General features: G+C 64.8%; 27 protein-coding genes. 16 read left to right on the top strand and 11 right to left on the bottom strand.

Annotated features, from left to right (window positions below; genetic code table 11):
* Positions 1-46 precede the first annotated feature (46 nt).
* A complete protein-coding gene (locus ACX0GZ_RS11745; RefSeq protein WP_458816619.1) occupies positions 47-532 on the top strand; it encodes a thiamine phosphate synthase in 486 nt (161 codons plus the stop codon).
* Between the two features lie 190 nt (positions 533-722).
* On the opposite strand, the gene ACX0GZ_RS11740 is transcribed toward ACX0GZ_RS11745, so the two are convergent.
* The gene (locus tag ACX0GZ_RS11740) at positions 723-1,430 is read right to left on the bottom strand and encodes a hypothetical protein (protein ID WP_458816617.1); all 708 of its coding nucleotides are present in this window, start codon (positions 1,428-1,430) and stop codon (positions 723-725) included.
* Between the two features lie 173 nt (positions 1,431-1,603).
* Between ACX0GZ_RS11740 and ACX0GZ_RS11735 the strand changes: the two genes are divergently transcribed.
* The 4 genes from ACX0GZ_RS11735 (at position 1,604) to holA (ending at position 6,235) form a co-directional block, all read left to right on the top strand.
* Positions 1,604-2,038 (top strand): DUF3576 domain-containing protein, encoded by a 435-nt coding sequence (locus ACX0GZ_RS11735; RefSeq protein ID WP_458816615.1) that lies wholly within the window; start codon positions 1,604-1,606, stop codon positions 2,036-2,038.
* A gap of 111 nt (positions 2,039-2,149) precedes the next feature.
* A complete protein-coding gene (gene leuS / locus ACX0GZ_RS11730) occupies positions 2,150-4,708 on the top strand; it encodes a leucine--tRNA ligase (protein ID WP_458816613.1) in 2,559 nt (852 codons plus the stop codon).
* A complete protein-coding gene (gene lptE, locus ACX0GZ_RS11725; RefSeq protein WP_458816611.1) occupies positions 4,705-5,208 on the top strand; it encodes an LPS assembly lipoprotein LptE in 504 nt (167 codons plus the stop codon). Before leuS ends, lptE begins: the two co-directional genes overlap by 4 nt.
* A gap of 13 nt (positions 5,209-5,221) precedes the next feature.
* Positions 5,222-6,235 carry a DNA polymerase III subunit delta gene (gene holA, locus ACX0GZ_RS11720; RefSeq protein ID WP_458816609.1) on the top strand — a complete coding sequence of 338 codons (1,014 nt, stop codon included), beginning with the start codon at positions 5,222-5,224 and terminating at the stop codon, positions 6,233-6,235.
* A gap of 225 nt (positions 6,236-6,460) precedes the next feature.
* Here holA and ACX0GZ_RS11715 read toward each other — a convergent pair whose 3' ends face one another.
* From ACX0GZ_RS11715 to ACX0GZ_RS11690, 6 genes are read right to left on the bottom strand one after another with little or no spacing between them, the layout of a single operon-like run.
* Positions 6,461-7,378 carry a ParB/RepB/Spo0J family partition protein gene (locus ACX0GZ_RS11715; RefSeq protein WP_458816607.1) on the bottom strand — a complete coding sequence of 306 codons (918 nt, stop codon included), beginning with the start codon at positions 7,376-7,378 and terminating at the stop codon, positions 6,461-6,463.
* Positions 7,375-8,154 carry a ParA family protein gene (locus ACX0GZ_RS11710; RefSeq protein ID WP_458816605.1) on the bottom strand — a complete coding sequence of 260 codons (780 nt, stop codon included), beginning with the start codon at positions 8,152-8,154 and terminating at the stop codon, positions 7,375-7,377. The genes ACX0GZ_RS11715 and ACX0GZ_RS11710 overlap by 4 nt, the downstream gene beginning before the upstream one ends.
* Entirely contained in the window at positions 8,151-8,768 is a 618-nt protein-coding gene (gene rsmG / locus ACX0GZ_RS11705) for a 16S rRNA (guanine(527)-N(7))-methyltransferase RsmG (RefSeq protein ID WP_458816603.1), read from the bottom strand. Before rsmG ends, ACX0GZ_RS11710 begins: the two co-directional genes overlap by 4 nt.
* The gene (gene mnmG / locus ACX0GZ_RS11700) at positions 8,765-10,600 is read right to left on the bottom strand and encodes a tRNA uridine-5-carboxymethylaminomethyl(34) synthesis enzyme MnmG (protein ID WP_458816601.1); all 1,836 of its coding nucleotides are present in this window, start codon (positions 10,598-10,600) and stop codon (positions 8,765-8,767) included. The genes rsmG and mnmG overlap by 4 nt, the downstream gene beginning before the upstream one ends.
* Before the next feature lie 57 nt (positions 10,601-10,657).
* Positions 10,658-11,953: a tRNA uridine-5-carboxymethylaminomethyl(34) synthesis GTPase MnmE gene (gene mnmE / locus ACX0GZ_RS11695; protein ID WP_458816599.1), complete on the bottom strand. Its 1,296-nt coding sequence runs from the start codon at positions 11,951-11,953 to the stop codon at positions 10,658-10,660.
* 7 nt (positions 11,954-11,960) lie between these two features.
* Complete coding sequence (locus tag ACX0GZ_RS11690; protein WP_458816597.1) at positions 11,961-12,200, bottom strand: DUF6489 family protein; 240 nt, start codon at positions 12,198-12,200, stop codon at positions 11,961-11,963.
* Between the two features lie 119 nt (positions 12,201-12,319).
* Here ACX0GZ_RS11690 and ACX0GZ_RS11685 point away from each other — a divergent pair, with 119 nt between their 5' ends.
* The gene (locus ACX0GZ_RS11685; protein WP_458816595.1) at positions 12,320-13,018 is read left to right on the top strand and encodes a dienelactone hydrolase family protein; all 699 of its coding nucleotides are present in this window, start codon (positions 12,320-12,322) and stop codon (positions 13,016-13,018) included.
* Positions 13,019-13,062: 44 nt separating this feature from the next.
* Entirely contained in the window at positions 13,063-13,806 is a 744-nt protein-coding gene (locus ACX0GZ_RS11680) for a carbonic anhydrase (protein ID WP_458816593.1), read from the top strand.
* Positions 13,807-13,871: 65 nt separating this feature from the next.
* Here ACX0GZ_RS11680 and ACX0GZ_RS11675 read toward each other — a convergent pair whose 3' ends face one another.
* From ACX0GZ_RS11675 to hemE, 4 genes are all read right to left on the bottom strand, one after another.
* A complete protein-coding gene (locus tag ACX0GZ_RS11675; RefSeq protein WP_458816591.1) occupies positions 13,872-14,552 on the bottom strand; it encodes a YjbE family putative metal transport protein in 681 nt (226 codons plus the stop codon).
* Positions 14,553-14,761: 209 nt separating this feature from the next.
* Positions 14,762-16,018 (bottom strand): transcription termination factor Rho, encoded by a 1,257-nt coding sequence (rho, locus tag ACX0GZ_RS11670; RefSeq protein WP_458816589.1) that lies wholly within the window; start codon positions 16,016-16,018, stop codon positions 14,762-14,764.
* Between the two features lie 176 nt (positions 16,019-16,194).
* Positions 16,195-16,650 carry a CopD family protein gene (locus ACX0GZ_RS11665; protein WP_458816587.1) on the bottom strand — a complete coding sequence of 152 codons (456 nt, stop codon included), beginning with the start codon at positions 16,648-16,650 and terminating at the stop codon, positions 16,195-16,197.
* Between the two features lie 4 nt (positions 16,651-16,654).
* Positions 16,655-17,734: a uroporphyrinogen decarboxylase gene (gene hemE, locus ACX0GZ_RS11660; protein ID WP_458816585.1), complete on the bottom strand. Its 1,080-nt coding sequence runs from the start codon at positions 17,732-17,734 to the stop codon at positions 16,655-16,657.
* A 302-nt stretch (positions 17,735-18,036) separates the two neighbouring features.
* Between hemE and ACX0GZ_RS11655 the strand changes: the two genes are divergently transcribed.
* The 9 genes from ACX0GZ_RS11655 (at position 18,037) to ACX0GZ_RS11615 (ending at position 23,537) form a co-directional block, all read left to right on the top strand.
* Positions 18,037-18,852, top strand: coding sequence for a pyruvate, water dikinase regulatory protein (locus tag ACX0GZ_RS11655; protein ID WP_458816584.1), 816 nt, complete (start codon positions 18,037-18,039; stop codon positions 18,850-18,852).
* Complete coding sequence (locus ACX0GZ_RS11650; protein ID WP_458816582.1) at positions 18,849-19,445, top strand: Maf family protein; 597 nt, start codon at positions 18,849-18,851, stop codon at positions 19,443-19,445. The genes ACX0GZ_RS11655 and ACX0GZ_RS11650 overlap by 4 nt, the downstream gene beginning before the upstream one ends.
* Entirely contained in the window at positions 19,442-20,260 is an 819-nt protein-coding gene (locus tag ACX0GZ_RS11645; RefSeq protein WP_458816580.1) for a shikimate dehydrogenase family protein, read from the top strand. Before ACX0GZ_RS11650 ends, ACX0GZ_RS11645 begins: the two co-directional genes overlap by 4 nt.
* Positions 20,257-20,850 (top strand): dephospho-CoA kinase, encoded by a 594-nt coding sequence (gene coaE / locus ACX0GZ_RS11640; RefSeq protein ID WP_458816579.1) that lies wholly within the window; start codon positions 20,257-20,259, stop codon positions 20,848-20,850. The genes ACX0GZ_RS11645 and coaE overlap by 4 nt, the downstream gene beginning before the upstream one ends.
* Before the next feature lie 8 nt (positions 20,851-20,858).
* Positions 20,859-21,548 carry a DNA polymerase III subunit epsilon gene (gene dnaQ, locus ACX0GZ_RS11635; RefSeq protein WP_458816577.1) on the top strand — a complete coding sequence of 230 codons (690 nt, stop codon included), beginning with the start codon at positions 20,859-20,861 and terminating at the stop codon, positions 21,546-21,548.
* A 66-nt stretch (positions 21,549-21,614) separates the two neighbouring features.
* Positions 21,615-22,190: a ribosome hibernation-promoting factor, HPF/YfiA family gene (gene hpf, locus ACX0GZ_RS11630; RefSeq protein ID WP_458816575.1), complete on the top strand. Its 576-nt coding sequence runs from the start codon at positions 21,615-21,617 to the stop codon at positions 22,188-22,190.
* 66 nt (positions 22,191-22,256) lie between these two features.
* The gene (locus tag ACX0GZ_RS11625; protein WP_458816573.1) at positions 22,257-22,724 is read left to right on the top strand and encodes a PTS sugar transporter subunit IIA; all 468 of its coding nucleotides are present in this window, start codon (positions 22,257-22,259) and stop codon (positions 22,722-22,724) included.
* Positions 22,684-23,199: a PaaI family thioesterase gene (locus tag ACX0GZ_RS11620; RefSeq protein WP_458816571.1), complete on the top strand. Its 516-nt coding sequence runs from the start codon at positions 22,684-22,686 to the stop codon at positions 23,197-23,199. Before ACX0GZ_RS11625 ends, ACX0GZ_RS11620 begins: the two co-directional genes overlap by 41 nt.
* The gene (locus ACX0GZ_RS11615; RefSeq protein ID WP_458816569.1) at positions 23,196-23,537 is read left to right on the top strand and encodes a DUF1491 family protein; all 342 of its coding nucleotides are present in this window, start codon (positions 23,196-23,198) and stop codon (positions 23,535-23,537) included. The genes ACX0GZ_RS11620 and ACX0GZ_RS11615 overlap by 4 nt, the downstream gene beginning before the upstream one ends.
* Positions 23,538-23,702 lie beyond the last annotated feature (165 nt).

Genomic DNA, 23,702 nt, shown 5'->3' with positions numbered 1-23,702 from the left:
AGAAAGCGCAATGCGTCGCCGCCACCCCCTGCCCCGCATCTGGCTTATGACCGACGACCGCATGGGCGATCGGCTGTGGGACGCGCTGGATCGCCTGCCGCGTGGCGGCGGCGTGGTGTTCCGCCATTATTCGTTGCCGTTGAAGAAGCGGCGGGCGCTGTTGGAACGAGTCGCCCGTTACGCGCGAAGGCGCGGGTTACTGCTGGTGGTTGCGGGCAGCGATCGGCTGGGCCGCGCCGACGGCGTGCACAATCAGTCTCGGCGCGGAAATGGCATCGTCACCCGGTCGGTGCACTCGCCGCGCGAGCTGGTGGCTGCAACAAGACACGGCGCCGATCTGGTGTTCGCGTCTCCGGTCTTTGCCACCCGCTCGCATCCGAATGCGATCGCGCTGGGGCCTGTACGTCTGGGGCTTATGGTCCGGGGCAGCCGGATGCCTGTGGTAGCGTTGGGCGGGATGGATACGGACAGGTTTCGCCGCTTGCGCGGGCTGAGGCTCTACGGCTGGGCGGGGATCGATGCATTTCTCTGAGCCACAGGCTTCGACAAACTCAGCCTGAGCGCAGCTTGAGTCGCAAACGATTGGTTGAGCTTCGGTTCGGGCTGTGGCGAGAAGGATGGTTTTCGAGAACCGGCGCGCAGCGTGCTTCAGGCACGTAAGCCTAGGCAAGCGCAGAAAACCGTTCTTCGCAACCCAGCACGGGCCGAAGATCGGCCAATCGTCAGAAGCGGAAGGCGGTGCCTACGTAAACCGCCTGGCTGTCGCGGCGGTCGTCGGCGATGCGGGGCAGCCGCTCACGTTCGGATTTGTATCGGACGCCTGCGGTGACATCGAGATTGCGGGTCAGCGAATAGCTGCTGCCGACATCGATCGAATAGCTGGGATCGACCGCGACCAGTGCCGGAACGTCGCCGGTCGGGCGCTCGGTCCCCGCCTTGATCCGAGCGGAGGCGCGGTTGCCGGTATAGCTGATGCCGATATCGGCCATTTCGCGGCTGCCGGGTTGGCCGGCCATGTCGATCCTGGCAACGTCGCCGGAGACGGCAAACCGCTTCCACCCAACCGATACGCCGAGATTATAGGCAATGGGGGCGAGCGAGACCGATTCGGTCGCGCTGGCGACGCGATCATCACGCACCGCGCGATTCGAGCGGGCACGCACCGCGACGGTGATGTCGCGCGGCGATCGGCGAGTCGATTCGGACGGCGTGAAGCGGAAACCCGATCCGGTCATCCCCGCACGCGCCAGCACGGCGGCGAGTTTGGGATCGGCGGATGCGGGGGTGAAGGTGCCGATACCGCGCGCAATCGGCGTCGAAAGCCGCTCCGCACCGCGATTTTGCTGGGCGTTGAGCGCGGGCGCAAGCGTGAACGCGGCGGCGACGAGCGCCCCGAGCCCTGCTCCTGCGATCCAGCGTTTGACGTCCATCTATTCCCTCTGCCTTCGTGTTGAGCGTTACCACAGGCGCAGGCGATTGTTCCACAGGTGGAATCCATTTAGTGCGCGACTGTTGCAGCTTGTCCACAGCTGTGCCGACGCTTGCGGGTTATGCTCGACCTTCTATAGATGCGTCCCTGAATGGTATGTTTAAGGAATTGCCGATGATCCGCCGCTTGCGTTTCGCTGTTCTGGGGTCGCTCGCGCTCGGCCTTGCCGCTTGCGCCGGTGGAAACGACCGCCCGGCAGCCGACCTGGCCGCGTCGCAGGTGACGACGATCGGCGTGAATAGCTATCTGTGGCGCGCCAGCCTGGAGACGCTGAGCTTCATGCCGCTGCTCCAGACCGATTCGGCCGGCGGCGTGATCGTCACCGACTGGTACGTCAATCCGGCCACGCCGACCGAACGCATGAAGGTAACGGTGTCGATCCTCGACCAGGATCTGCGTGCCGATGCGCTGCGCGTCGCGACCAGCCGCCAGGTCAACCAGAACGGCCAATGGGTCGAAGCGCCCGTCCAGGCCGCGACCGTGCAGAAGCTGGAAGACATCATCCTGACGCGCGCCCGCGACATCCGCCGCTCGTCGATCCTGAACTGAGCCTAATTTCCGCGGTGCCAGCCCGCTTCTCCTCCTGACCTTCACATAAAATCTGGGAGGTCGGGAGGGGGAGCGGGCTGGCACCGCCTTCACCAACGGAGTTGGTCAAACATGTCGCGCTTCAACGCGCTGAAGGCCGATGCGGCATGGCAGGCGGTCTGGGAAGAACGCCGCACCTTTGCCGCGCGGGACGACAGCCCCAAGCCCAAATCCTATGTGCTCGAGATGTTTCCCTATCCATCGGGGCGCATCCATATGGGCCATGTCCGCAATTACACGATGGGCGACGTGCTCGCGCGATTCCGCCGGATGCGCGGCTTCGAAGTGCTCCATCCGATGGGATGGGATGCGTTTGGGATGCCTGCTGAAAATGCGGCGATGGAAAAGAAGGTCCATCCGGGCGCCTGGACCTATGAGAATATCGCTTCGATGCGCGCGCAGCTCAAGCGGCTGGGCTTTGCGCTCGACTGGACGCGTGAGTTTGCGACCTGCGACCCGGAATATTACGGCCAGGAACAGGCGCTGTTCCTCGACCTGATCGAGGCGGGTCTGGTCTATCGCAAGGAAAGCGCGGTCAACTGGGATCCGGTCGACATGACGGTGCTCGCCAACGAACAGGTGATCGACGGGCGCGGCTGGCGGTCGGGCGCGCTGGTCGAGCGGCGCAAGCTAAACCAGTGGTTTTTGAAGATCACCGATTTCGCCGATGAGTTGCTGGACGGGCTGACGACGCTCGACCAGTGGCCCGACAAGGTGAAGCTGATGCAGGAGAACTGGATCGGCAAATCGGTGGGCTTGCAGTTCAGCTTTGCACTGTCCGACGGTGGCAGCGTCGAAGTGTTCACCACGCGACCGGACACGATCTTTGGTGCAAGCTTCGTCGCGGTCGCGGCGGACCATCCGATCGCCCAAAGCTTAGCCGAAGGTGAGCCAAATGCGGCTTCCTTCATCGAGCGGTGCAAGGCGGGCGGGACCAGCGCGGCGGAGATCGAAACGCAGGAAAAGCTGGGATTCGATACCGGCATCACGGCGACGCATCCCTTTGATAAATCGATAGAATTGCCGGTTTACATCGCTAATTTCGTGTTGATGGAATATGGCACCGGCGCGGTGTTCGGGGTGCCCGCGCACGACCAGCGCGACCTGGACTTTGCGCGCAAATACGAGCTGCCGGTGCGCCGCGTGGTGTCCGAGGGCAGCGAGGATGCGCCGGAGTTTGAGGGCAACGAGGCGTGGACCGGGCCGGGAACGCTGTGCAACTCGCATTTCCTGGACGGCATGGACGTCGCCGATGCAAAGCGTACGGTGATCGAGCGTGCCGAAAGCGAAGGCTGGGGCAAGGGCACGACCGTCTGGCGGCTGCGCGACTGGGGCGTGTCGCGCCAGCGTTACTGGGGCACGCCGATCCCGATCATCCACTGCGAGGCGTGCGGCGTCGTGCCGGTGCCCAAGGACCAATTGCCGGTGGTGCTGCCGCAGGATGTGTCGTTCGACATCCCCGGCAACCCGCTCGACCGCCATCCGACCTGGGGCAAGGTCGATTGCCCGAAATGCGGCCAGCCCGCGCGGCGCGAGACCGACACGCTCGATACCTTCGTCGATTCGAGCTGGTATTTCATCCGCTTCGCCAGCCAGCCCGACGACCAGCCGTTCGATAAGGCGGTGGCCGAACAATGGTTGCCGGTCGGGCAGTATATCGGCGGGGTCGAGCATGCGATCCTCCACCTGCTCTACGCGCGGTTCTGGACGCGGGCATTGAAGCATATCGGACGGCTAGATGTGGCCGAGCCGTTCGCCGGGCTGTTCACGCAAGGGATGGTGACGCACGAAACTTACAGTGCTGAAAAGCCGTTTTCAGCCAGTGTAACCGACGATGGTGTGCGCCAGACTACGGTCCAGACTTATTGGGTAGGACCGGACGATATCGAACGCGTCGATGGACAGCTTCGCGAGCGGTCGACGGGGAACCCCGTCCGCGTTGGCCGCGTCGAGAAGATGTCGAAATCGAAGAAGAATACCGTCGATCCCGGCCCGATCGTCGATCAGTATGGCGCGGACGCGGTGCGGTGGTTCATGCTGTCGGATTCGCCGCCCGAGCGCGATCTGCCGTGGAGCGAAGCGGGGATTGAGGGGGCTTGGCGGTTCGTACAGCGCTTGTGGCGGCTGTTTGATGGGTTGTCTGCAGAGACGAGCGGCGACGACATCGCACTGCGCAAACTCGCGCATCGCACCACGCAGGGCGTTGCCGATGCGATTGAGGCGTTGCAGTTCAACAAGGCCGTGGCGCTGCTCTACACGCTCGCCAATGCGGTGGAAAAGGCGCAGCCCTCTGCCGACCGCAGCGACGCGATCCGTACGCTGCTGAAACTCGTCGCGCCGATGGCGCCGCACATTGCCGAGGAAGCCTGGGCGGCGGCGGGCAATGACGGCCTGATCGCCGATGCCGACTGGCCGATGGTGGACCCTGCCCTGCTGGTCGACGACGAGGTGACCGTCGCGGTGCAGGTCAACGGCAAGCTGCGCGACACGCTGACGCTGGCCAAGGGGCTGGACAAGGAGGCGGCGGAAGCGGCAGCACTGGCATCCGAAAAGATCGTCCGTGCGTTGGACGGCAAGACCCCGCGAAAGGTGATCGTCGTGCCCGACCGTCTGGTGAACATCGTCGCATGAAACGCGCCGCCCTGCTGATTGCGCTTGTCGCCCCTGCCCTTACCGCCTGCGGGCTTCAGCCGCTCTACGGCGGGCCGCAGGGGACAAGCGCGCGCGCGGTGCTGGGCAATGTCGATGTCGCGCCGATCCAGGGGCAATCGGGCTGGCTGGTGACGCAGGCGCTGCGCGACCGGCTGGGTGCGGTGCCGCAAGGATCGGGGCCGCGATACCGGCTGGATATCGTGCTCGACGACCAAATCACCGGGCTGGGCACCCGGCGCGACGACAGTATTTCGCGCGAACGGCGGACGCTTCGCGCACGCTATCAGCTGGTCGATGCGACGAGCGGCGTGGTGCTGATCGACGATACGGCAGGGTCCGACGCCGGGATCGACGTGGTCGATTCGGAATATGCGACGATCGCGGCGGAACGCACCGCGCTCGAACGGTTGTCGGGGATCGTCGCCGACCAGATCGTCGCCCGGCTCGCGCTCTATGCGCGGCGTGTAGAGGTCCAGTGAAAATGGCTGAGGCGTGAAAGCCAAAGCCCACGAAATCCGCGCCCGGCTGCAAAAGCCACCCGAGGATATCCGGCTGTATCTGCTTCACGGGCCTGACGAGGCGGCCGCGAACGAACTCGCCGATTTGCTGGGACGCGCGCTGGGCACCGAGGCGGAGCGCGTCGATCTGGACGGCGCCACGCTCAAGAGCCGCCCCGGCGTGCTGGCCGACGAGGCCGCGTCGATGTCGCTGTTCGGCGAACGCCGCTACATCCGCGTGAGCGCGGCGGGCGAGGAATCGCTGGAGGCGTTCACGCTGCTGCTGAACGCCGACCGCGCGGGCAATCCAGTGGTCGCGATCGCGCCCGCGGTGCGCAACACCGCCAAGATCGTGAAACTGGCGCAGGGCGCGCCGGGGGCGATGGCCGCGGCGCTCTATCTTCCCGAGGGACCGGATGCGGCGAAGCTGGCGGCGGGCATCGCACGTGACCACGGCATTCGCCTGACAACCGACGCCGCCGACGCGCTGGCACGTGGGTGCGGTGCCGATCGGACGATCATTACCCGCGAGGTCGAGAAGCTGGCACTGTATCTGGATGCCGGTCCCGATCGGCCGAAAGAAGCCGATGCGATGGTGCTCGGCGAGATCAGCGCGGTCATAGATGAAGGCGAGTTCGGCGGCGCGATCGAGGCGCTGGTGGCGGGCGATGCGGCGCAGCTGGGCGAGGAAATGCGGATGCTGATTGGTGCGGGCACGTCTCCGGTGCCGCTGCTGCGCCAGATGGGCAAGCGATTGATTTCGCTTGCGGATATGCGGGTTCAGATCGAGGGCGGCGCGTCCGCCGATCAGGTGCTGGCGCGGGTGTTCTGGAAAGAGAAAGAGGCGACCGCGCGGGCAATCCGGCGCTGGGATTCCGCACATCTGGCGCGCGGACTGGAACGGCTGCGCGAGGCCGAACGCGCGGTGATGGCGAGCGGCAATGCCGGGCCGGTGGTCGCCGAACAGGCCGTGGTGATGCTGGCGCGGGCGGTCGCGCGGTTGCGTTAGGGGGTTTGTTGCCCTTCCCCCGTTTTCCCGTTCGTTTCGAGCGAAGTCGAGAAACGTAGCCCGCACGCCACACTCACGTTTCTCGACTTCGCTCGAAACGAATGGAGCTTTTGGCCCGGCAGAGACCCTCGCGCTCAGGCTGAGCCTGTCGTAGCCAGGTTTCAGGGAGCAGCCTCCTAAACATGCTTCGACAGGCTCAGCCTGAGCGCAAGAATCTGGCGAGCCTCAGATAATCTCGCCGCTCAGCCGCTGGCAGACCATGTCGAGCTGGTCGAGCGTAGCGTAGTTCAAGGTCAGCGTGCCGCCCTTGTCGCCGTGCGCGATGCGGACTTTCAGGCCCAGCACGTCGCCCAGCTGCTGTTCGAGCGCGGCAATGTCGGCGTCGCGCGAGAAATCGGCGCGGCCGTGATCGAAACTGGGCTGGCGTTCGCGCCGGTTCGATTCGGGCTTGGCGTTGCGCGCGAGCTTTTCGGTGTCGCGGACGGACAGGCCCTCGTCGCGCACGCGGATCGCAAGGCGCTCGGCATCGGGCGCGCCGATCAGCGCACGCGCATGGCCCATCGAAAGGTCGCCCGTAATCACCATCTCCTGAACCGGGTCTGGAAGATCGAGCAATCTCAACAGGTTGGCGACATGGCTGCGCGATTTGTTGACGATCTTACCCAGCGCTTCCTGGCTGTGATCGAACTCGACGATCAGCTTTTTATAGGCCTGCGCCTCTTCGATCGCATTCAGATCCTGGCGCTGGATATTCTCTACCAGCGCGATTTCCAGCGTTTCGGTATCGGCGAGTTCGCGGACCACCACCGGGACTTCGTGAAGGCGCGCGCGCTGGGCGGCACGCCAGCGCCGCTCGCCCGCAATGATCTGATACCCCTTGCCGCGCGGGCGCACCACAATCGGCTGAATGATGCCGTGCGCGGCGATCGACGCGGCGAGTTCGTTCAGCGCCTCCTCGTCGAAATGGCGGCGCGGCTGTCCAGGGTGCGGAGCGAGCGCACTGACTGGCATGGTGCGGAGATTCTGCGTCGGTTCGTGCCCACGCTCGTTTTCCTCCACCACCCCGCCATCGCCGAGCAATGCGCTCAACCCGCGGCCCAGGCCGGGGCGAGTCTTGGTGCGGGTCTTGTCGGTGTCGCTCATGCCGCCTTCGCAGATTTGGGGAGTCGATGGATGAGTTCGCGGGCCAGCGCGATATAGGCTTCGGAGCCCGCACAACGATGGTCGTAGATCAGCGCGGGCATGCCGTGGCTGGGCGCCTCCGACAGCCGGACGTTGCGCGGGATGACGGTGTCGAACACCACCTTGCCGAGCACCGCGCGAACGTCGTCCGACACCTGATCGGTCAGGCGGTTGCGGCGATCGTACATGGTAAGCACGACGCCCAGGATCGACAGGCCGGGATTGAAGCGGGTGCGGATGCGATCGACGGTGCCGAGGAGTTGGCTCAGCCCCTCAAGCGCGAAAAATTCGCATTGCAGCGGCACGAGCAGCGAGTGCGAGGCGACCATCGCATTGACGGTAAGCAGGCCGAGCGACGGCGGACAGTCGATCAAGACGACATCCCAGCGATCCGCACCGCGCGAAAGCGCGCGATCGAGGCGGTGAGTCCGCGCCTCGAAATCGATCAGCTCGATTTCCGCACCCGAAAGATCGACGGTGGCGGGAACGATGTCGAGGCGGGGCACCTTGGTCGGGATGGCGGCTTCGTCGGCGGTCAAGTCGCTGATGAGCAGCTCGTAGGAGGATTTATCGCGATCCCCGCGAGCCACGCCGAGTCCGGTCGAGGCGTTCCCTTGCGGATCGAGGTCGATCAGCAGCACCCGCGATCCGGTGGCAGCGAGCGCAGTCGCGACGTTAATCGCCGTAGTGGTCTTGCCCACCCCTCCCTTTTGATTGGCGATCGTGACGACGATCATCGGCGGCGCACCCCTTGGGCGACCACGATTTTTGAATCGGGATGGGTGATGCTCTGTTCCACGTGGAACGAACCTTGCCACGCCTTGCGTGCCGCATCCACCTCCGATTGCGCGGTTTGCCCTTTTGGAAGCAACCAGACGGTGTCTTTATCGGACAGATGGTGGGCACTGGCGAACAGCGCCGGAAGCGCAGCGACCGCACGGGCGCTGATGAAGGCGCCTGCGCAAGGTTCGATCGCTTCGGCTTTGGCAAGCGATGTGGTGGCGTGGGTGAGGTGCAATTCTTCGATGCAGCGGTCGAGAAAATCAACGCGCTTTCGGCGCGGCTCGACCATCAGGACGGGGGCATCGCGCAGGATGGCGATGACGATGCCTGGCAAGCCTGCGCCCGTGCCGATGTCGATCCACAAGCCGTCCGATGCCGAATCGGCGAACGCCAGAAGTTGAGCCGAATCGACGATGTGTCGCGCCCAGATTTCGCCGATGCTGGATTTCGAGACGAGGTTCTGATGCTGCGATTCAGCGATCAGCAGGGCGACGAAGGCTGCAAGCTTCGCTTCCCGCGCGACGCCGAACCGATCGACGATCCACTGCCGGGCCTCGGCTTCGGTCATGCGGCGCGCTTGCGGCTGTGGAGCAGGATGGCTGACAGCGCCGCAGGCGTGACACCGCGGACGCGCGCCGCCGCGCCCAGCGTTTCGGGCCGGGCGAGGCCAAGCCGCTCGACCATCTCGCGCGATAGGCCGGGGATCGCCGACCAGTCGTCGATGGCGGCAAGCGAGACGGCATCGTTGGCGCGCAACGCATCGACTTCGCTGGCCTGGCGGTCGAGATAGGGGGCATAGCGCGCGTCCTCGACCACTTCGTCGAGCGCGACGCGGTCGTGGCGGTCGGGGTCGATCAGGTGAGCGGGCTCGACGCCCGGGAAGCGCAGCCAGTCCCAGCCGCTGCGAGTAGCACCGTCGGCGGACACCGATGCGCCTCGCGCGATCAGATCGGCGGCGCCGTGGCGAGTGGCGAAGTCGTCGCGAACCGAATCGAGCGCAGCGGCGTGGCGCTGCTGGTGGGCGCGCCGTGCATCGCCCAGTGCACCAGCGGCTGCAGCAATTTCGCCCAGTCGGGTCTCCGCATTGTTGGCACGCAGGCGAAGGCGGAACTCGGCGCGGGCAGTAAGCATGCGATAGGGTTCGGTGACGCCTTGCAGAATCAGGTCGTCGATCATCACGCCGAGATAGCTGCTGGCGCGGTCAAGGATCATCGGCGCGCGACCCAATGCATACGCGGCGGCGTTGATGCCCGCGATCAGTCCCTGCCCTGCCGCTTCCTCGTAACCGGTGGTGCCGTTGATCTGGCCCGCGCAGAACAGGCCAGGTGTCGCGCCATATTCGAGCGCTGCGGATAGCGCGCGCGGATCGACATGGTCATATTCGACCGCATAGCCGTGGGTGGCGATGACGGCCTGTTCCAGACCGGCAATCGAGCGGATCATCGCGTCCTGCACATCGTCGGGTAGCGACGTGGAAATGCCGTTGGGGTAGACGAGATGGGTGTCGAGCCCCTCGGGTTCGAGGAAGATCTGATGCCCGTCGCGATCGGCGAAGCGGTGAATCTTGTCCTCGATCGAAGGGCAATAGCGCGGCCCCTGTGCGCCGATCGCGCCAGAGAACAAAGGGGAGCGGTCGAGCGATGCACGAATGATGTCGTGCGTCGCCGGATTGGTGCGGGTGATCGCGCAGCGCAATTGCGGCAGGGGACGATGGGTCGTCATCGCCGACATGGTCCAGGGCTCGGTGTCCGAAGGCTGCTCCTCAAGCGCGGCCCAGTCGATCGTCCGGCCATCGATTCGCGGCGGCGTCCCGGTCTTCAATCGCGCGATCGGCAGGCCCAGGTCGCGGAGCTGGACCCCTAGCCGAGTGGCCGCGCGTTCGTTGACGCGCCCGCCCTCGGCCCGGAAGTCGCCACGGAATATGCGCCCCGACAGGAAGGTGCCGGTCGCAAGGATAACCGATGGCGCTTCCAGCGATGTGCCGTCAGAAAGATCGACTCCTGAAACCCGGTCAACCGACAAGCGAAGCGCCGCAGCCTCGCCCTCGACCACCGTCAATTCGGGTTGGGCCGCCAACATCGTCTGAATTGCCGCGGCATAGCGGGTGCGGTCCGCCTGAACGCGCGGACCTTGCACCGCACTACCCTTCGAGCGGTTGAGCATCCGATAATGAATGCCCGCCGCATCGGTAGCGCGTGCCATCAAGCCGTCGAACGCATCGACCTCGCGGACCAGATGCCCCTTGCCCAACCCGCCGATCGCCGGATTGCACGACATCGCGCCGATCTTGCTCGCATCGAAACTGACCAACGCCGTGCGCGCGCCGCACCGCGCCGCAGCCGCAGCCGCTTCGGTTCCAGCGTGGCCGCCGCCGATCACGATCACATCGAATGAGGTCATGGCCCTCGCGCTAATCGAAAGCCGTGCGATCGTCAAAACTGTTCCACGTGGAACGGGCTATTTGCCGATACAGAAGCGCGAAAAGAGCGAATCGAGCATCGCTTCGACATCGGCGCGACCGGTGATGCGGTCGAACGCGGCACGGACGGCGCGGAGCGATTCACCGATCAGGATGACATCGTGCTCGGCGATGCCTGCGTTGAGCCAGTCACGCGCGTCGCCCGCCAGGGCACGCTGGCGAGCGTTGAGGACGGGACGATCGAGCGTCGGCAAACGCGCCGCCGCGGCTTGTTCGATCGCGCGCCACAATGCATCCATCCCCGCACCGGTTTCAGCGGAGAGAACCAGTCTGTCGCCCCCTGCTCCCTTGCGTTCGGTAAGGTCGCTTCGCGCATGGACGGCAATCATCACCGGACCATCGACCGGCGGCGGATCGTCGTCGCCCAGCCACAATACGATGTCCGAAGCCTCGACCGCCTCGCGCGCGCGGTCCATGCCGATCGCCTCGATCGCGTCGTCCCCAGCTTCGCGCAAGCCCGCCGTGTCGGTAAAAAGATAAGCGATGCCATCGCGCGCGACCGGCGCCTCGATCCGGTCGCGCGTCGTGCCCGCAATTGGTGACACGATTGCCGCTTCGCGTCCGATCAGGCGATTCAGCAACGTCGATTTGCCGCTGTTGGGAGGGCCGGCCAGCACCACGCGGATGCCGTCGCGCAATCGTTCGACCGGAGGTTCGGCCAGCACCGCCGCGATCTCCGACGCCAGCGCCGCCATGTCGCGCCGGATCACGGGCAAGTCGACCGCGTCACCGACATCATCCTCGTCGCTATGGTCAATCTGGGCCTCGGTGCGCGCCGACAGCGCCAGCGTGCGCACCGCCCAGCCATCGACCAGTTTTCCGATCGCGCCGTCGGCGGCAGCGATCGCCGCGCGGCGCTGGCTTTCGGTCTCCGCCGCCAGCAGATCGCCCAGTCCTTCGGCTTCGGTCAGGTCGATCCGGCCATTGGCCAATGCCTGACGCGTGAACTCGCCTGGTTCGGCTTCGCGAAGACCGTCGATCTTCGCCAGCGCACCCAGCACTGCGGCGACCACCGCCCTGCCCCCGTGGAGGTGCAATTCGACCAGATCCTCGCCCGTGGCGGTCGCCGGCGCGTCAAACCTCAGAACCAGCGCACGGTCGAGCGTATCGCCTGTTTCTGCATCCGTCAGTCGCCGCAACGCGGGAACGCGTGGGTCTGGAACGCGAGTCATAAGCCCTTCGGCGGAATCGATCGCCTTGGGTCCACTGATGCGGACGACCGCGATCGCCGCCGGAGGTGCGCCACTCGACACCGCAAAGATGGTGGCGGTCACGCGCGCGTCAGCCTTTTTTCGACGACGTGCCCGCCAGGTCGAACAGCTGACGCCACATGCCCAGCCCCGCTTCGCCCATCGGCGCCCAACTCTTCATCATCTGTTCGAGCAACTCGGGGCTTGCGCCTTTTTCCAATGATTCCAGTAACATACCAATATAGTGATCGTGGACGGGGGTGAAGTCGGGCAGGCCCATCGCGCGCCGCGCTTCTTCCGGCGTGCATTCGACTTCGACGTTGATCTTCATGGGCTTCGTCTCCCCGCTTGAGCGCGGTGCGTACCCGCTGCTAGCCTTGATGCGACTTCTATGCACGCGAGCGCGTTTGCATGGCAACTTCGTTCGATCCGCAACCCACAGGAGATATCATGAGCGACACCATCCGCATCGACGCCATCGACGGCAGCGGCCGTTTCGACGCCTATGTGGCGCGGCCCGACGCCGAGCCGAAAGCCGCGATCGTCGTCATCCAGGAGATTTTCGGGGTCAATCCGGGCATCCGGCAGAAATGCGACGGACTGGCGGCGGACGGCTATCTGGCGATCGCGCCCGACCTGTTCTGGCGGCTGGAGCCGGGGGTTCAACTCGATCCCGACGTGAAGGCCGAGTTCGACGCCGCGCTCGCGCTGATGGGCAAGTTTGATCAGGACAAGGGCGTTGCCGATATCGAAGCGACGATCCGCACGGCGCGCGGCCTGGTTGGCGGCGGCAAGGTCGGCGCGGTCGGGTACTGTCTGGGCGGGCGTCTGGCCTATATGACCGCCGCGCGGACCGATGTGGATGCGACGGTCGGCTATTATGCGGTCGGCATCGACGGACTGCTGGGCGAGAAGAATGCCATCGCCCATCCGCTGATGCTCCACATCGCAGGCGACGACGGCTTCGTGCCGAGCGACGTTCAGGCCAAGATGCACGAAGGGCTGGACGACCATCCGCAGGTCACGCTGCACGACTATCCTGGCGAGGACCACGGCTTCGCGACCGAGACGGGCGAGCGGCGATCGGAAGCGGCCGCAACGCTGGCGGACCAGCGCACGATGGCGTTTTTCGCGGAACATCTGGGATAGTCCGTCCATTCCCTTTCCATCGACACGATGAATGGAGAGGTTTTATGGACGGATCGAGGCGTGGATTTCTGGCAGGGTCAGTAGCGGCGGGAGGTGCAGCGATGCTGCCCGCCTCCGCCTATGGACAGGTGGCGAATGCGCCATTGCAGTCACTCCCCCCGCCCCCGCCCGGCCAAAAAACCGCCCCAAAGATTACGCCCAATGAGGCGCTGAAGCGACTGATCGACGGCAACCGCGCATTCCTGGACGACCGGTCGGGTCCGGTGATGCAGAATACCGACCGCCGACTGGCGCTCACCACGTCGCAGGAGCCGTTCGTCGCCTATGTCAGCTGTTCAGACAGCCGGGTGCCGCCCGAATTGCTGTTCGGACGCGGGCTGGGTGAGATGTTCATCATCCGCAATGCGGGCAACACGGTCGATACCGTGGCGCTCGGCTCGATCGAATATGCGGTCGCGGTCTTGGGCGTGCCGCTAGTCGTCGTCATGGGCCACCAGAGTTGCGGCGCGGTCAAGGCGGCGCTGGACGTTGTCGATGACAACGCCGTGTTCCCCGGCGTGATCGGGCGCATGATCGAGCCGATCATTCCCGCCGTGCTGCAATCACGCGGCAAGTCGGGCGACAAGCTGGAGAATGCGGTGCGCGCCAATGTCAGCCGCGTTGTTCGCCTGCTGCGAACCGCGACCGATCCCATCATGCTGGCGCCGCAGGCTGAGGGAAGGCTGCGCGTGGTCGGTGCCTATTACTCGTTCGAAACGGGCGCGGTCGATTTCTTCGATCAGGGTTAAGGGGTACGAAAAAGGGGCGGTGCCGCATCGGAACCGCCCCAGATTTTCTCGACTATGCCCCCCGATCAGGGGATCAGCGTCATCAGCCCCACTTCCTGGTCGGTGATGCCGGTGTAGATCATCGATCCGGCGACGTAGAGGATCACCAAAAGGCCGATCCAAGCGATCCAGCGATAGCGTTCGATATATTTGGCGATGATGTTCGCCGCGACGCCCATCAGCGCGACCGCGATGATGAGCCCGATAATGAGGATGCCCGGATGGTCGCGCGCAGCACCGGCGACCGCCAGCACGTTGTCCAGGCTCATCGACACGTCGGCCACCGCGACGGCCCAGGCAGCGGCGGCGAAGCTCTTGGCAGGCTTGACCCCGGCATTTTCGTCGCCCGCAATTTCCGGCGAACCGTGGCTCATTCCACCCGCTGGGCGCAATTCTCGGTACATTTTCCACGCCACCCACAACAGCAGCAGACCGCCCGCGAAAATCAGTCCCACGATCGCCATCAACTGGGTCACGATCAGCGCAAAGCCGATGCGCAGCACCAATGCGGCGATGATACCGATCAGAATGACCTGTTTACGCTGATGCGGGGGCAGACCCGCGGCCAGCGCGCCGATGACGATGGCGTTATCGCCCGCCAGCACGATGTCGATCAGCAAGACCATCCCGAACGCCTTCCAGGCGCTCAAGTCGCCAGCAAACAGCGTCGCCATGTCGCTGACGATATGATTCCAGATTTCCTGCATGGTGGTTTCCTGTTGCAGACAATGGTTTCGCCCATGCCCGAACTATTGCCCGGGTCAAGAGGGGCTTTGATTTTCGGGATTCGTGAGGGGTGGGACTCCACCGATGATCGGCACAGGCGTTCGCCTGCGCCGTCGGTCGGGGTGGGGCTTTGCCCACCCCGCCGGCCGAACCGGTTTCGGGCGCGCGGGCGTCGCCGCGCTGAAACCGGTTACTGGTTCATGCTGTCGAAGAAATCCTCGTTGGTCTTCGAATTCTTCATCTTGTCGAGCAGGAATTCCATCGCGTCGACGGTGCCCATCTGCATCAGAATGCGGCGGAGCACCCATTGTTTGCTGAGCTTGTCCTTGTCGACCAGCAGCTCTTCTTTGCGCGTGCCCGACTTGCCGACATCGAGCGCGGGGAAGATGCGCTTGTCGGCGACCTTGCGGTCGAGGACGATTTCGGAGTTGCCGGTGCCCTTGAACTCTTCGAAGATCACTTCGTCCATGCGGCTGCCCGTATCGATCAGCGCGGTGGCGATGATCGACAGCGAGCCGCCTTCCTCGATGTTGCGCGCGGCGCCGAAGAAGCGCTTGGGACGCTGGAGTGCGTTGGCGTCGACGCCGCCGGTCAGCACCTTGCCCGATGACGGGACCACGGTGTTGTAGGCGCGGCCCAGACGCGTGATCGAATCGAGCAGGATGACGACATCCTTTTTATGCTCGACCAGCCGCTTGGCCTTTTCGATCACCATTTCGGCGACCTGGACGTGGCGCGTCGCGGGTTCGTCGAAGGTGGAGGAGACGACCTCGCCCTTCACCGAACGCTGCATGTCGGTGACTTCTTCGGGGCGCTCGTCGATCAGGAGGACGAGCAGGAACACTTCCGGGTGATTGTCGGTGATCGCCTTGGCAATGTTCTGCAGCATCACCGTCTTGCCGACGCGCGGGGGGGCGACGATCAGCGTGCGCTGGCCTTTGCCCTGCGGACTGACGATGTCGATGACCCGCGCCGACTTGTCCTTCTGCGTCGGATCTTCAGGGTCGAGCGTCAGCTTCTGTTCGGGATAGAGCGGCGTCAGATTGTCGAAATTGACGCGGTGGCGCACGGCGTCGGGATCGTCGAAATTGACCTTTACCAGCTTGGTCAGCGCGAAATAGCGCTCGCCATCCTTGGGCGCGCGGATTTCGCCTTCGACCGTGTCGCCGGTGCGCAGGCCGAATTTGCGAACCTGGTTGGGCGAGACATAGATGTCGTCGGGACCGGCGAGGTAATTGGCCTCGGGCGAGCGCAGGAAGCCGAAGCCGTCCGACAGCACTTCGATCGTGCCTTCGCCAGTGATCTGGTCGCCCTGTTCGGCCTGCGCCTTCAGGATCGCGAACAGGATGTCCTGCTTGCGCATCGTCGACGCGCCTTCGATGCCCAGCCCTTCGGCCATTTCGACGAGTTCGGCGGGCGCTTTTTTCTTGAGGTCTTTGAGGTGCATATCGGCTGATCCGATTGATGCGCCGGTCGGCGCGATGGGGAGTATGGCGTCGGTTTGCGGGTGTCGGGAAACACGCGAACGAGGCTGAGAGGAGGGAACCGTCCGGATGCGGATCCGCACGGCGTTGGTCCGCGAGTTAGGATTCGGCTTCGCTCAAGTCAAGCCGCGAGTATCGCCTAGAAGGGGCGGACCACCGCGAGGATGACGATCAGCGACACGCCGATCGCGGGGACTTCGTTGAGCATTCTGAGTTGGCGCGGTTGCAGTGTCGGCTTGCCGGCCTCGAGCTTCTTCGCATAGCCGATCATCCAGCCGTGATAGCCCGACAGCAGGATGACCAACAGCAGTTTGGCGTGCAGCCAGCCCAGCCCGGCTTGCCCGTCGAAAAGCCCGAGATTGGCGGACAATGCGAGGCCCAGCACCCACACCATCACCAGCGACGGGGTCAGGATGACGGCGCGCATCTTCTTCTCGCGCGCCAGCCAGCGCGGCGCCTCGGCGGGGTCGGTCAGCCCTTCCTGATGATGGACCAGATAGCGCGGGAACAGGAACAGCCCCGCCATCCAGAAGATGACGAAGATGATATGGGCGGCCTTCACCCACAGATAGGCATTGCCGAGGAACCCGGTCATGGCGTCAGCCCCTAGCGCCGCGCACCCGCGCGATCAACGCTTCGACATTGGGAATCGGCGTGTCCTGCTGGATGCCGTGGCCGAGGTTGAAAACGTGCGGACGGGTTGGGAACGCCGCGAGGATACGGTCGACCGCGGCGTTCAGCGTCTCGCCGCCTGCGATCAATGCAAGCGGATCGAGATTGCCCTGGACCGGCAGGTCGGCGGGCAGGTTGGCATTTGCCCAGACCGGATCGACGCTTTCGTCGAGTGCGATCGCATCCACGCGCGTTTCGCGGGCATAGGCGGCGAGCTTGCCGCCCGCGCCTTTCGGGAAACCGATGATCGGCGTGTTCGGACAGCGTTCGCGCAGTCGACCCACGATCGCGGCATTGGGGGCGATCACCCAGCGTTCGAACTGCGCAGGCGAGAGGCTCCCGGCCCAGCTGTCGAACAGCTGCACGGCCTCCACCCCGGCCTCGATCTGCTTGGCGAGATAATCGACGGTCGAGGCGACGATCTTGTCGATCAGCGCCTCCATCAGTCCGGGGTCGGCATAGGCGAGCCGCCGCGCCGCCGCCTGTTCGCGGCTCCCCTGCCCGGCGATCATATAGGTCGCAACCGTCCAGGGAGAGCCTGCAAAGCCCAGAAACGTCACCTTAGGTGGCAGGGCAGCGGCGACGCGACGAACCGTGCCGTACACCGCCTCCAGCGCCTCCGGGCGATAGATAAGGCCATCGACCGCTGCGGCATTGTCCATCAGCGGCGCGAGGCGCGGGCCTTCGCCGGTTTCGAACCACAAATCCTGTCCCAGCGCGCGCGGAATCATCAGGATGTCGGAAAACAGGATCGATCCGTCGAAGCCGAAGCGACGGATCGGCTGGAGCGTGACCTCGGCCGCGGCATCGCTGTCCTCGACCAGCGCGAGGAAGCCGCCCTTTTCCGCCCGGAGCGCGCGATATTCGGGAAGATAGCGCCCCGCCTGGCGCATCAGCCATAAGGGCGGTGTCGCCTGCCGCTCACCCCTCAAGGTGGCGAGCAGGGGCTTGGGCGAAACAGGCGTGTCGGGACGGTCGGTCAGCGGATCGGCTCCCCCCTTCTTCAATAGAAGATTCTATAAAAGAAGGATGTGGTGGTTGTTGGCGCGTGGATGCCGGGGCTTATGCGTTCATGCCCGAAATGCCAACAGCTTGACCCCGGCAGCGACCGATTCCGGTTGCGATTCGCGCATGTCGTTCCCGTTTTCCACAGGTTGTGGAGGAACCGCGTGGCTGTGCGCGGCGCTGTGGACGGATTGCGGGCTTTTCCACGACCATCGTCCGGCTTGGCGCAGGGACGGGGTTGCGCTAGCGGCTGTCCCGGACTTTTCCACAGACCTGTCCCGATCCCCGAACAAAGGGCGATGATGTGAAGCTGCACCTGCATTTGTTGTCGGATTCGACCGGCGAGACGCTGGAGAATATCGCCAAGGCGGCGCTGGCCCAGTTCGACGATGTGGAGACGGTGCGTCATTTCTGGCCGATGGTACGCTCGGAAACGCATCTCGAACGGATCTTGCAGGAAATCGGCCAGAATCCGGGGCTGGTGGTGTTCACGCTGGTCAACAGCCAGATCCGCGAGATGCTGGAGGGCCGGTGCGCGGCAATGGGCCTGCCCGCGATCGCGCCGCTCGACAGCGTGTCCAATGCGCTGTCGATGTTGTTGGGCCAGGAAGCCAAGGCGCGGCCCGGTCGCCAGCATGTTCTCGACGCCGCCTATTTCGCGCGGGTCGATGCGATCCAGTTCACCATCGCGCATGACGACGGGGTGAATTGGGAGAATTGGGAGGAAGCCGATATCGTGCTGGCGGGCGTATCGCGCACGTCGAAGACGCCGACCTCAATCTATCTCGCCAATCGCGGGTTCAAGACCGCCAACATCCCGATCGTCGTCGAAAGCCCGCCGCCGACCAAGCTCTATGAGCTGAAAAAACCGCTGGTCGTCGGGCTGACGACCAGCGCCGACCGGCTGATCCAGGTGCGCCGCAACCGGTTGCTGTCGCTGAACGAGGAAACCGAGACCAGCTATGTCGATCAGGACGCGGTCAAGGCCGAGGTCGCCTATGCCCGGCGCATGTTCGCCGACAATGACTGGCCCGTGATCGACGTGACGCGGCGCTCGATCGAGGAGACGGCGGCGGCGATCATCACCCTGTGCGGCGAGCGCAAGGCGGCGGGCGCATGAGGCTGATCCTGGCATCGAACAGCGCGTCGCGCAAGGCGATGCTCGGCGATGCCGGCGTGCCCTTCATTGCCGAGGCGAGCGGTGCGGACGAAGACGCCGCGAAGGCAGCACTGGCGGAAGTCGGGACGAGCCCGCGCGATACCGCCGATGCGCTGGCCGAATTGAAGGCGCTGAAAGTATCGATGCGCCATCCGGCCGATCTGGTGCTGGGCAGCGATTCGATCGTGGTGCTGGACGACGGCACCTTGCTCGACAAGCCCGAGACGCGCGAGGATGCCGAACGGCATTTGCGCGCAATGTCGGGGGGCACGCATCGCCTGATTTCGGCAGCGGTGATTGCCGAGGGCGGGCGGCCCGTGTGGCGGCATGTCGATATCGCCAAATTGCAGGTTCGCGCGCTGTCAGACGATTTCATCCGGACTTATCTTGATGCCGAATGGCCAGCCATAGCGGGTTGCGTCGGCTGCTTTCGGATCGAAGGACCGGGCGTGCAGTTGTTCGCTCGGACCGAGGGGAGCCATTTCACGATTTTGGGGATGCCATTGCTTCCCGTGCTCGATTTTCTGCGCGTTCGGGGCATATTGGCGTCATGACGAAGCCCTTTGCAGAAGTGATCGGCGATCCGATCGCCCAGTCCAAATCGCCGCTGATCCACGGATACTGGACCGAGCGGTTGGGGCTGGAAGCGGACTACCGCGCGACCCATGTCACCGCAGAAGGGCTGGTCGATTACATCGCCCGCCGCCGCGACGATGCCGACTGGCGCGGATGCAACGTGACCATGCCGCACAAACTGGCGGTGATGGATCTGGTCGACGATCCGGGCGACGTGCGCGGGTCGATCGGGGCGATGAACACCATTCTGCGCCAGCGCGACGGGTCGTTGATCGGGACCAATACCGATGCGGCCGGATTCTATGCGCCGCTCGCCGATTTCGATCTCGAAGGAGCGCCGGTCGCGCTTTACGGCACGGGCGGCGCGGCGCGTGCCGTCTTGTTTGCACTCAAACAGATGCGCGTCGGGCCGGTGACAATGTTCGCGCGCAATCCGTTGAAGGCGGCGGGGTTGCTCGCGACCTTCGGGTTGAAGGGCGACATTGTGTCGATCGACGCCCCCCTGCCCCCGGTCGCGTTATTCGTGAATGCCAGCGCGCTCGGAATGGCAGGGCAGCCTGCGCTGTCGCCCGATCTGTCGGCGCTGCCTGACGACGCCGTGATCTACGATATCGTCTATAGTCCGCTGGAGACGCCGTTGCTGGCGGCGGCGCGCGCGCGCGACCTTCCGACCATCGACGGCCTCGAAATGCTGATCGGTCAGGCGGCGACGGCGTTCGAGCTGTTCTTCGGCAAGGCTCCGCCGCGCGACGATGCGAGTGAATCCGAACTCCGCCGGAGACTGACGTCATGATCACCATCGGGCTGACCGGCTCCATCGGCATGGGCAAATCGACCGTCGCGCAGATGTTTCGCGACGAAGGCGTCCCCGTGTTCGACGCCGACGATGCGGTGCACGAATTGCAGGGTCCGGGCGGCGCGGTGGTCACGGAGATCGAGCGGCATTTTCCGGGCGCCACGGGGCCGGGTGGTGTCGATCGTCAGGCGCTGGGCGCGCGGGTGTTCGGCGACGATGCGGCGATGAAGAAGCTGGAGGCGATCGTCCACCCGGCGGTCGGCGAGGAACGCCGGCGTTTCATCGATTCGCATGGCAGCGCGCCGTTGGTGGTGCTCGACATCCCGCTGTTGTTCGAAACCGGCGGGAGCGCGCATGTCGATCGCGTCGTTGTGGTGTCGGCCGACGCGCAGACCCAGCGCGACCGGGTGCTGGCACGGCCGGGGATGACCGAGGCCAAGTTCCTGACGATCCTGGAAAAACAAACGCCCGATGCGGACAAGCGCGCGCGTGCCGATCACGTCATCGACACCGGCACCGACCTGGCGCAGACGCGCGATCAGGTTCGTGCGCTGATCGCTTGCCTGTTGAGCGAAGCAGGTCGATAATCCCACTCATGCGTGAAATCATCTTCGACACCGAAACCACGGGATTGAGCTTCTCGGGGGGCGACCGGCTGGTCGAGATCGGCTGTATCGAGATGATCAACCGGGTCGAGACCGGTCGCACCTTCCACGCCTATGTGAACCCCCAGCGGTCAATGCCGCCCGAGGCGCAGGCGGTGCACGGGCTGTCGGAGGCGTTCCTGTCGGACAAGCCGGTGTTCGCCGATATCTGCGAAGCGCTGATCGAATTTCTGGGCGACAGCAAGCTGATCGCGCACAATGCCAGTTTCGACATGGGATTTCTGAACGGCGAGCTGAAGCTGTGCGGCCGTCCGGTCGTGGCGATGGACCGGATGGTCGATACGCTGCTGATCGCGCGCAGCCGTCATCCGGGCGCCAAGCACACGCTGGATGCGCTGTGCAATCGCTACGGCATCGACCGCAGCCACCGCGTACTCCACGGCGCGCTGCTCGACGCGCAGCTGCTCGCGCAGGTCTATGTCGAGCTGATGGGCGGGCGCCAGATCGGACTGGGGCTGGCCGAGGCGGTGGTCGAGGAAATCGCCGCATCCACCCTCACCGTCCAGCGCGCGGTGCGGCCGCCGCGCGTGTTTGCGGTCAGCGAAGCCGAGCTTGCACGTCACGCCGCCTTTGTCGCGGGACTGAAAGATCCGTTGTGGGGGACCGCCGCATCCGGTTGATGCGTTGGACGTTCGGTGTTGGTCCTTCGGGACCGCATCACGACGTTCACATTAGGAGGTAAAAACATGGAAATCCGCGTCTCGGGACATCAGGTCGATACGGGCGAAGCGCTCAAGACTCACGTCCAGGACCGCCTCCAGGGGATTGCCGACAAATATTTTTCCCGCGCGATATCGGCGCACGCGATTTTCGGGAAAGGCCCGCACGACAGCTTCACCTGCGACATCGTCGCGCATGTGATGCAGGGGCTGGTGCTGAAGGCATCGGACAGCGCGCAGAACGCGCACGCCGCCTTCGACGGGGCCGCTGACAAGATCGAAAAACAGCTCCGCCGCTATATGCGCCGGTTGAAGGATCGCAAGTCGGGCGCACAGGCGCCGATCGAACCCGATGGATTCGACAATGCGGGATACACCGTCTTTGGTGGCGGCGCGGAAGAGGAAGAGGCGGACGACGCCCCCCTGATCATCGCCGAGACCCGCGTCGATGTGCCCGACGCCAGCGTGTCGGACGCGGTGATGATGCTCGATCTGCGCAACACCAACGCGCTGCTGTTCAAAAATAGCGGGACGGGCGCGTTCAATATGGTCTATCGGCGCCACGACGGAACCATAGGCTGGGTCGAGCCCAATCGCGGCTGACGACCGACCTCAAGATGAAGGACGGATGCGCGCGCGGCGTTCGGCGCGCGCATCCGGTATGTTGTGATGACCGACCTGACCGATCTGCTCAATCCCGATGCCGTGCTGGCCGATATGCCGGTGGCGGGAAAGAAGAAGCTGTTCGCGCATCTGGGCCAGGCGGCGCACCGTGCCTGGGGCCTCGACGCGCGACAGGTCGCCGACAGCATCGCCGAGCGCGAGCGGCTGGGCACCACCGGATTCGGATCGGGCATCGCGATCCCGCACGGCCGGATCGACGGGATCGAGCGGGTCCGCGGACTGTTCGCGCGACTGGCGCAGCCGGTCGATTTCGACGCCATCGACGATGCGCCGGTCGATCTGGTGTTCATGCTGCTGTCGCCTGCGGATGCGGGCGCGGAGCATCTGAAGGCGCTGGCGCGCGTTTCGCGGGCGATGCGCGACCGGGCCTTTGCCGACAAGCTGCGCGGCGCGGCGAACGGGGATGCGCTCTATGCGCTTCTGGCCGGGGTGGAAGCGCGTGACGCTGCCTGACGGGGGTTTGGGGCCTGAAAGTCCGGGCGCGGGCGCACGCCGCCATTACCGTGCGCTCGAATCGCTTTATGCCGCCGCGCCGATCAACCGCTTCTTCGAATCGCGGCTGGAGATCGTCGAGGGCGGGGTGTCGCGCATCCATTTCACCATCGACGAGCGTCATTTCCATGCAGGCGGCGCGGCGCACGGGACGAGCTATTTCAAGATGCTCGACGATGCGGCCTTTTATGCCGCGAACAGCCTGGTCAGCGACCGGTTCCTGCTGACGACCCAGTTCAACCTGTTGTTCACCCGGCCCCTTTCGGTCGGCCCGGTGATCGCCGAGGGTCGCTGGATTTCGGGCCAGCGCCGGGTATTCGTCGCCGATGCGCGGCTGATCGGGCCGGACGGCGAGGAAGCGGCGCGGGGAACCGGCACGTTCATGCGCTCGCAAATCGCGCTTGCCGACCTGCCGGGCTATCGTCAACCGGCATGAACGACCGGCTGCCGACGCATCTGCGGACCAGCGCGCTCATCCGCAGGGTCGATGCCGCGGGCGGGTCGGCGATGGTACTGAACAAGGGCGATTCGGACGCGGGAGGTGTCCTGATCCTCGCGCTCGAACGCGGGGGAAATGCGCGGTTTCTGGAACGCGGCATGGATCGAAACGGGACGCTTTCGATCCTCCGCACCGGGCCGGACGACGCCGCCGATTCGCTGGCGCAGACCGATTACTGGCAGCGACGGTGCCGAAACGACCCCGATTTATGGGTGATCGAGGTCGACGTCGCAGAGGCGGAACGATTCGTCGCTGAAACGATCCTCCAGGGTTGACTTTGCTGCACTGCGAAAAGATACGGCGCGTCTGTTTTGCGCGTTGTGCCGTTTTTCCGACATTGTGTCGGGCGGTTACGCAGTCGGGGGATCACCCGGACGTCGGCGATCGATAGCGATCCTTGTGCCCGGCGTTCCGCGGATCAACCGCATTCGAACGATTGT

Source organism: Sphingomonas aestuarii, from assembly GCF_054457155.1.
Note: the sequence above shows the minus strand (reverse complement) of the source record. Positions and strands in the feature narration are given on the sequence as shown.